The sequence below is a fragment of the Rhodococcus sp. YH1 genome, assembly GCF_009939605.1.
Lineage (GTDB): Bacteria > Actinomycetota > Actinomycetes > Mycobacteriales > Mycobacteriaceae > Rhodococcus > Rhodococcus aetherivorans.
Genome location: NZ_WVTE01000099.1, coordinates 1 through 8443, shown reverse-complemented (window position 1 = coordinate 8443; position 8443 = coordinate 1). Strand labels below are relative to the sequence as shown.

Annotated in this window: 5 protein-coding genes and 1 pseudogene; all 6 read left to right on the top strand. The window is 71.2% G+C overall.

Features of this window, described 5'->3' with window-relative positions; genetic code table 11:
• Window positions 1-608, top strand: a pseudogene (locus AIIKEEIJ_RS09585) (lipase); the annotation flags it as partial.
• A 74-nt stretch (window positions 609-682) separates the two neighbouring features.
• Window positions 683-1747: a lipase family protein gene (locus tag AIIKEEIJ_RS09580; RefSeq protein ID WP_161995527.1), complete on the top strand. Its 1065-nt coding sequence runs from the start codon at window positions 683-685 to the stop codon at window positions 1745-1747.
• Between the two features lie 78 nt (window positions 1748-1825).
• Entirely contained in the window at window positions 1826-2953 is a 1128-nt protein-coding gene (locus tag AIIKEEIJ_RS09575) for a lipase family protein (RefSeq protein WP_161995526.1), read from the top strand.
• A gap of 81 nt (window positions 2954-3034) precedes the next feature.
• Window positions 3035-4708: an energy-dependent translational throttle protein EttA gene (gene ettA, locus AIIKEEIJ_RS09570; protein WP_006930524.1), complete on the top strand. Its 1674-nt coding sequence runs from the start codon at window positions 3035-3037 to the stop codon at window positions 4706-4708.
• Window positions 4701-5117, top strand: coding sequence for an acyl-CoA thioesterase (locus AIIKEEIJ_RS09565; RefSeq protein ID WP_006930526.1), 417 nt, complete (start codon window positions 4701-4703; stop codon window positions 5115-5117). Before ettA ends, AIIKEEIJ_RS09565 begins: the two co-directional genes overlap by 8 nt.
• A gap of 109 nt (window positions 5118-5226) precedes the next feature.
• Window positions 5227-8443: NAD-glutamate dehydrogenase domain-containing protein (locus AIIKEEIJ_RS09560; protein ID WP_202916819.1), on the top strand; the 3217-nt coding region annotated here is incomplete at its 3' end.

Genomic DNA, 8443 nt, shown 5'->3' with positions numbered 1-8443 from the left:
TGATCGGCCAGTCGCAGGGCGGTCACGCCGCCCTGCACACCGCGCGCCTGGCCACGTCGCGGGCCCCGGAACTCGACTTCCGCGGCATGATCGCCACCGGCGCGCCGTCGAACCTCGAGACGGTGTTCCCGTTCGGCGGCCCCGGTTTCCCGGACCTGGGCCTGGACGGCACCACCGTGTTCCTGTCCTACGTCCTGGCCGGCCTGCGGGTCGCGCGGCCCGACCTGGACGTGAACAGCTACCTCACCCCGGTCGGGCGGGACGTCGTCGACGACGCCGAACGGCTCTGCTACGCCGACCTCGGCGACCGCGTCCGCGGCATCGGCGTGGGGGAGATCCTCGCCCGCCCGCTCGGCGACGACCGCATGCGTGCGGCGCTCGCCGACTACATGGGGGTGCCCACCCGCGGCTACGATCGGCCACTGTTCCTCGGTCAGGGGCTGCGGGATCAGGTCGTGCCGGCGCCGCTGTCGTTCAAGCTCGTCGCCGACCTGTGGTCCGGGGGTACGAACGTCGACTACCGCACCTACCCCAACGGGCATTCCGAGACCATGTTCGACGCCCTGCCGGCCAGCACGCCGTTCGCGGCGACATTGCTCGGCAGGTAGAGCAGAGGGGTTGCGCCGTGAGCAGGTGGGGAGTGCGCCGGTCGCTGTGGGCGGCCTGCGCGTCGGTGGCCGTGATGTGCCCGGCCGTCGCGGTCGCTGAACCCGTGCCCGGCGCGGTGATGTCGGTGGAACCGTTGCCGGCGGAACTCTCCGTGCCCGGTGCCGCGGTCGCCGAGCGGCTCACCTACCGGACTCAGTGGCGGTCCGGCGTCGCCGCCGTCGGCACGGGGGTGCTGTTCCTGCCGCCGGGTGAGGCACCCGACGGCGGCTGGCCGGTCGTGTCGTGGGCGCACGGCACCGTCGGCATCGGCGACGACTGTGCGCCGTCGCGCAACCGGCGCATCGACCGGGAGCGGCGGTATCTCGCGCACTGGCTGTCGCAGGGCTACGCGGTGGTGGCCGCCGACTATCCCGGCCTCGGTACCGAGGGCCTGCACACGTATCTCGACGGGCCCACCGCCGCGAACAGCATCGTCGACGTCGTCCGCGCCGCCCGGGCCGTCGAACCGTCGCTGTCGCAGCGGTGGGTGGTCGTCGGCCAGTCGCAGGGCGGGCACGCGGCGCTGCACACCGCGCACCGGGCCACGGTGCGCGCGCCGGAGCTCGACTTCCGCGGCGCGGTCGCCACCGGTGCGCCGTCCAACCTCGAGCTGCTGTTCCCGTTCGGGGTGCCCGGCTTCCCCGACCTCGACCTCGACGGGCTCGTCTCGTTCAGCGCCTACATCATGGCCGGGCTGCGGGCGGCACGCCCCGATCTCGACGTGAACAGCTACCTCACGCCCGTCGGACGCGATCTCGTCGACGCCGCCGAGTACCTCTGCTACGGGGATCTCGAGGACCGCGCCGCCGACGTGGATGTGGGGCAGTTGCTGTCCCGGCCGCTGGGCGACGACCGGATGCGGGCCGCGCTCGCCGACTACCTCGGTGTCCCGACCCGCGGTTACGACCGGCCGCTGTTCGTCGGCCAGGGATTGCGGGACCGGATGGTTCCCGCGCCGCTGTCGTTCAAGCTCGTCGCCGACCTGTGGGCCGGTGGCGCCGACGTCGACTACCGCACCTATCCGGACGACCACTTCGCCACCCTCTTCGACGCGCTCCCGGACACGACACCGTTCGTGGCCGCCCGATTCGTCCGGTAACGCGGGACGGCCGGCGACCGACGTGCGAGGTGGCGCATGCCGACGATCGGCACGCCCCTCGGACGAGCGGAGGACTTCATGGGCCGGAACAGACGGTGGCGACGGGCGCTGGGCGCGATCGGCGCGGTGCTGGCGGGCGTGCTCGCCCCGTCCGTCGCGGCCGCCGACCCCGCGCCGGGCGCGATCGTGTCGGTCGAGCCGCTGCCGGCCGAGATGTCGGTGCCGGGTGCCGCGGTCGCCGAGCGGCTCACCTACCGCACCGAGTGGCGCTCCGGCGCTCCGGCCGTCGGCACCGGCGTGCTGTTCCTCCCGCCGGGGCCGGCCCCGGCGGGCGGCTGGCCGGTGGTGTCCTACGCGCACGGCACCGTCGGCATCGCCGACGACTGCGCCCCGTCGCGGCACCCGTGGTCCGATCTCGAGCGTCCGTACCTCGAGCATTGGCTCGCCCAGGGCTACGCCGTCGTCGCGGCCGACTATCCGGGCCTGGGCACCGAGGGCGTCCACCCGTACCTCGACGGGCAGAGCGCCGCCAACAGCGTCGTCGACATCGTGCGCGCGGGCCGTGCCGCCGAGCCGTCGCTGTCGCAGCGCTGGGTCGTCGTCGGCCAGTCCCAGGGCGGGCACGCGGCGCTGCACACCGCGCACCGGGCCTCGTCGCGGGCCCCGGAGCTCGACTTCCGCGGCACCGTCACCACCGGGGCGCCGTCCAACCTCGAGCAACTGTTTCCGATGGGCGGACCCGGATTCCCGGATCCGGGCTTCGAGGGTCTGGTGGCCTTCAGTTCCTACATCTTCGCCGGGCTCCGCGCCGCCCAGCCCGACCTGGATGTGAACAGCTACCTGACCCCGACCGGGCGGAAGTTCGTCGACGCGGCCGAACAGCTCTGCTACAACGAGCTGAACGCGCTCGCCGACGGGGTGCGGGTGGGCGAGCTGGCGGCGCTGCCGCTGTCCGCGGGCCGGTTCCCCGCCGTGTTCGCCGACTACCTCGGCGTCCCGACGAGCGGGTACGACCGGCCGGTGTTCCTCGCCCAGGGCATCCACGACACGATGGTTCCGGCGCCGCTGTCGGCCAAGCTCGCAGCCGACCTGCGGGCGGGGGGCGCCGACGCCGACTACCGGGTGTACGTGGCCGGGCACAACACGACCATGACCCGGTCCCTGCCCGACACCACCCCGTTCGTGGCGCGGCTGTTCGGGTCGTAGCCGGCCCGCTCCCGGGTCCCGCCGGGCGGGCCCGGTCGTCCGGGATGTGGGTTCTGCGGGTCCGCCCGATACGCTGGACCTATGGCGGAGTTCATTTACACGATGAAGAAGGTGCGCAAGGCGCACGGTGACAAGGTCATTCTCGACGACGTCACCATGAGCTTCTACCCGGGTGCCAAGATCGGTGTGGTCGGACCGAACGGCGCGGGCAAGTCGTCCATCCTCAAGATCATGGCCGGGTTGGACCAGCCCAGCAACGGCGAGGCCTTCCTCGACCCGGAAGCCTCCGTCGGCATCCTGCTGCAGGAACCGCCGCTCAACGAGGAGAAGACCGTCCGCGGCAATGTGGAGGAGGGTCTCGGCGAGATCAAGGTCAAGCTCGACCGGTTCAACGAGATCGCCGAGCTGATGGCGACCGACTACTCCGACGAGTTGATGGAGGAGATGGGCAAGCTCCAGGAGGAACTCGACCACGCCAACGCCTGGGACATCGACTCGCAGCTCGAGCAGGCCATGGATGCCCTGCGCTGCCCGCCGCCGGACGAGCCGGTCACCCACCTCTCCGGCGGTGAGCGCCGCCGCGTCGCCCTGTGCAAGCTGCTGCTGAGCAAGCCCGACCTGTTGCTGCTCGACGAGCCCACCAACCACCTCGACGCCGAGTCGGTGCTGTGGCTCGAGCAGTTCCTCGCGAGCTACCCGGGCGCCGTCCTCGCCGTCACCCACGACCGGTACTTCCTCGATCACGTCGCGCAGTGGATCTGCGAGGTCGACCGCGGCAAGCTGCACCCGTACGAGGGCAACTACTCCACCTACCTGGAGAAGAAGGCCGAGCGCCTCGAGGTGCAGGGCAAGAAGGACCAGAAGCTGCAGAAGCGCCTCCGGGAGGAGCTCGAGTGGGTCCGGTCCGGCGCCAAGGCGCGCCAGACCAAGAGCAAGGCCCGTCTGGCCCGCTACGAGGAGATGGCCGCCGAGGCCGAGAAGTTCCGCAAGCTGGACTTCGAGGAGATCCAGATCCCGACACCGCCGCGCCTGGGCGACGTCGTGGTCGAGGTCGACCACCTCGACAAGGGATTCGAAGGCCGCGTGCTGATCAAGGACCTGTCGTTCACGCTGCCGCGCAACGGCATCGTCGGCGTGATCGGTCCCAACGGCGTCGGCAAGACCACCCTGTTCAAGACCATCGTCGGCCTCGAGAAGCCCGACTCGGGCACCGTGAAGGTCGGCGACACCGTCAGGCTGAGCTACGTCGACCAGTCCCGCGCGAACATCGACCCCAACAAGACGGTGTGGGAGGTGGTTTCGGACGGACTCGACTACATCGAGGTCGGCCAGAACGAGATGCCCTCGCGCGCGTATGTCAGCGCCTTCGGGTTCAAGGGCCCGGACCAGCAGAAGAAGGCCGAGGTGCTCTCCGGTGGTGAGCGCAACCGCCTGAACCTGGCACTGACCCTCAAGGAGGGCGGCAACCTGATCCTGCTCGACGAGCCGACCAACGACCTCGACGTCGAAACCCTGAGCTCGCTCGAGAACGCACTGCAGAAGTTCCCCGGCTGTGCCGTCGTGATCTCCCACGACCGCTGGTTCCTCGACCGCACCTGCACCCACATCCTCGCGTGGGAAGGCAACGTCGAGGAGGGCAAGTGGTTCTGGTTCGAGGGCAACTTCGAATCGTACGAGGCCAACAAGGTCGAGCGGCTCGGGGCGGAGGCGGCGCGTCCGCACCGCGTCACCCACCGGAAGCTCACCCGTGACTGAGCCGGGGCAGAAGACCTTCACCTGCACGTTGGAGGTCCGCTGGGCCGACTCCGACCGTCTCGGGCACGTGAACAACACGAAGTTCGTGGAGTACATGCAGGAGGCCCGGATCAAGTTCCTGCAGAGCGGCCCGTTCGCGCGCGGCGCCGTGGTGGTGCGGAAGATGGACGTGGAGTTCCTGCGCCCGCTCAAGGACGACTCCGGTCCGATCACCGTCGCCATCTCGGTCCTGCACGTGGGCAACAGCTCGTACACCCTGCGGCACGTGATCACCGACGTGCAGGGCAATCCGTGCGGTTCCGGGGACGCCGTCCTCGTCGGGTTCGACCCGCACACGGAGTCCTCCCGGCCGCTCACCGCCGAGGAGCGGGCGGTCCTCGAGGACTACGTCGCCGCGACGGTCGGCTGACCGCCCCGGCCCGGGATTCCCCCCTCACACCCGGCGCCGCGGATAGGCTCGAACCAGAGCCTGTCCGCGGCGCTGCCGGTTTCCGGCGGCGAATGAGGGAGTGAGCACCATGGCCGAGTCCGCCACACCCCAGGGGGTTTCGTCGAACCGGCGCGGTGAGCTTTCGGCGGCCGCGCTCGAGGACGTCTATCGCCGCTACGCGGACACCCTCGACGCCCCCGATCCGGCCCTGTTCGCCCACCTGGACCTCGGCCGCGAGCGGAGTGCCGACGCCGTCCTGACCCGCGTCTACCGGCCCGGCGATCGGTGGGGCGTCGGCGCCGCCCTGCAGATCGTCACCGACGACATGCCGCTGCTCGTCGAATCCGTCATCGCGCTGCTGACCCGGCTCGGCGTCGCCATCCGCGAACTCGTCCATCCCGTCGTGTCCGTCCGGCGCGACGAGGACGGACGCCTGCTCGAGATGGTGGCCGACACCACGCCCCCGCACGGCTTCGTCGCGGAGTCGTGGATTCACGTCCAGCTGCACCCGGCCACCTCCGAGGCCACCCTCGACACCGTCGGCACCGAGATCGGCGGTGTGCTCGCCGACGTGCGGCAGGTCGGGGCCGACACCGCCGCGATGCTCGCCCGCGAACGCGATCTCGCCGTCGAACTCGACGCGCTCGCCGAGAACCCGCCGCCGCGGCACGCCGCGGAGGAGTTGCGGGAGACGGCGGCGCTGCTGCGCTGGCTCGCGCGTGGCAACTACACCGTCCTCGGTTACCGGCGCTACGACATCGTCGCCGACGCCTCCGGGACGCGGCACGCCCGCGCCGTGCCCGGCAGTGGTCTCGGGGTGCTGCGTTCCGACCTCGCCGCCGACGACGTGATCGACATGTCGGCGACCGTCGAGGCCACCGACCGGCCGCTGCTGGTGCTCACCCAGGCGTCCCTGCCTGCCACGGTGCACCGCTCGGTGTACCCGTACTTCGTGGGCGTTGCCGTCCTCGGCCCGGACGGTCGCGTCGTCGGCGAGCACCGGTTCCTCGGTGTGCTGGCCGTGACCGCGCTGCACGAGAACGTGCTCGACATTCCCGTGCTGGCGCGCCGGGTCCGGGAGGTGGTGGCCCGCGCCGGCGTGGAACTGTCGTCCTTCACCGGACAGGCGATGCTCGAGGTGCTGCAGGCGCTGCCCCGGGTGGAACTGTTCTCCGCCGACACCGACACCCTCTACGAGACCGTCACCGCGGTGGTCGCGATGCGCCGGCAACTGCGGTTGTTCCTGCGGGTCGACCCCTACGGCCGCTTCGTCTCGTGCCTGATCTACCTGCCCCGCGACCGCTACAACACACGGGTCCGGGTCGCGATGCAGCAGATCCTGATGCGCGAGTACGGCGGGGGTTCCATCCACTACACCGCCCGGGTCACGGAGGGCGACCTGGCGCTGCTGCACGTGACCATCCGGACCCCGCCGGGACAGGCCCTGCCGCGGATCGACACCTCCGAGGAGAATCGCCTGCGCATCCAGGCCCTGCTCACCGAGGCCAGCCGCAGCTGGGACGACCACCTCGCCGACCTGGCCGCCACCGACCACACCGTCGATCCCGTGCTGGTGCAGCGCTACGCGGAGGCGCTCCCCGACGGTTACAAGGAGGACTTCGACGCCGTCCGGGCGCTGGCCGACATCGCCCGCCTCGAGGCACTGCGCGACGGCAGCATCGACCTGCTGCTGTACCGGCCCCCCGGCGCCGACCCGCGCCGGTGGCGCTTCACGCTCTACATCGGCAGCGAGGGCATCACCCTCAGCCAGGTGCTGCCGGTGCTGCAGAGCCTCGGCGTCGAGGTGCTCGACGAGCGCCCGTACCAGATCATCCGCGCCGACCGGATGAGCTGCTGGATCTACGATTTCGGCCTGGTCCTGCCCGTCGACCTCGAACCCGACCCGAGGGTGACCACCCGTGTCACCGCGGCGTTCGCCGCCGTGTGGCACGGGCTCTCGGAGCCGGACCGGTTCAACGAACTGGTCCTGCGGGCCGGGCTGGGCTGGCGGCAGGCCATGATGCTGCGCGCCTACGCGAAGTACCTGCGGCAGGCCGGTTTCCCCTACAGTCAGTACCACATCGAAGGTGTGCTGCTCGCCGACCCGGACACCACCGCGCTGCTCGCCGAACTGTTCGAGGCGATGTTCGACCCCGACGAGGCGTCCGCCGACCGCGAGCAGGACGCCGCCGCCGAACTGGTCGGCCGGATCGACGCCGTCGTCAGCCTCGACGCCGACCGGATCCTGCGCGGTCTCTTCGGCCTCATCCGGGCGACGTTGCGCACCAACTACTTCGTGTCCGGCGACGACGGGGCCGTCGCGCTCTCGCGCGCCGACGCCGCGCCCGCCCGGGTCCTGTCGTTCAAGCTCGACCCGACCCGCATCAACGAACTGCCCCAGCCGCGACCGAAGTTCGAGGTGTTCGTCTACGCACCCGACGTCGAGGGTGTGCACATGCGCTTCGGCTCCGTTGCCCGCGGCGGCCTGCGCTGGTCGGACCGGCGCGAGGACTTCCGCACCGAGATCCTCGGGCTCGCCAAGGCCCAGGCCGTGAAGAACGCCGTCATCGTCCCCGTCGGTGCCAAGGGGGGCTTCGTGGTCAAGCGCCCCGTCGCGCCGACCGGGGACGCGGCCGCCGACCGGCAGGCGGTGCGCGCGCAGGGGGAGGCCTGCTACCGGCGGTTCATCGCGGGCCTGCTCGACGTCACCGACAACCTCGACCGCGCCCGCGGCGTGGCCGTGCCGCCACCGCGGGTGGTCCGCCGCGACGGGGACGACACGTACCTCGTGGTCGCCGCGGACAAGGGCACCGCCACCTTCTCCGACCTCGCCAACGAGGTCGCCCGCGAGTACGGGTTCTGGCTCGGCGACGCCTTCGCCTCCGGCGGATCGGCCGGCTACGACCACAAGGCGATGGGCATCACCGCGCGCGGCGCGTGGGAGAGCGTCAAGCGACACTTCCGCGAACTGGGCGTCGACACGCAGAGCGAGGACTTCACGGTCGCCGGCGTCGGCGACATGAGCGGCGACGTGTTCGGCAACGGCATGCTGCTGAGCACCCACATCCGGTTGGTGGCCGCGTTCGACCACCGGCACATCTTCCTCGACCCCCACCCGGAGCCCGCCGCCTCGTACGCCGAGCGGCGCCGCCTGTACGACCTGCCCCGCTCGTCGTGGGCCGACTACGACGCGGACCTGATCAGCACCGGCGGCGGGGTGTGGGAGCGCTCGCTCAAGTCCGTCCCGCTCAGCCCCCAGGCCCGTAGCGTGCTCGGACTCGACGACGACGTCACCGAGCTCTCGC

Bases quoted from the DNA above. Each gene is read 5' to 3' on its own strand.
- AIIKEEIJ_RS09580 (WP_161995527.1), top strand. From the start codon at position 683: ATGTGCCCGGCCGTCGCGGTCGCTGAACCCGTGCCCGGCGCGGTGATG.
- AIIKEEIJ_RS09575 (WP_161995526.1), top strand. From the start codon at position 1,826: ATGGGCCGGAACAGACGGTGGCGACGGGCGCTGGGCGCGATCGGCGCG.
- ettA (WP_006930524.1), top strand. From the start codon at position 3,035: ATGGCGGAGTTCATTTACACGATGAAGAAGGTGCGCAAGGCGCACGGT.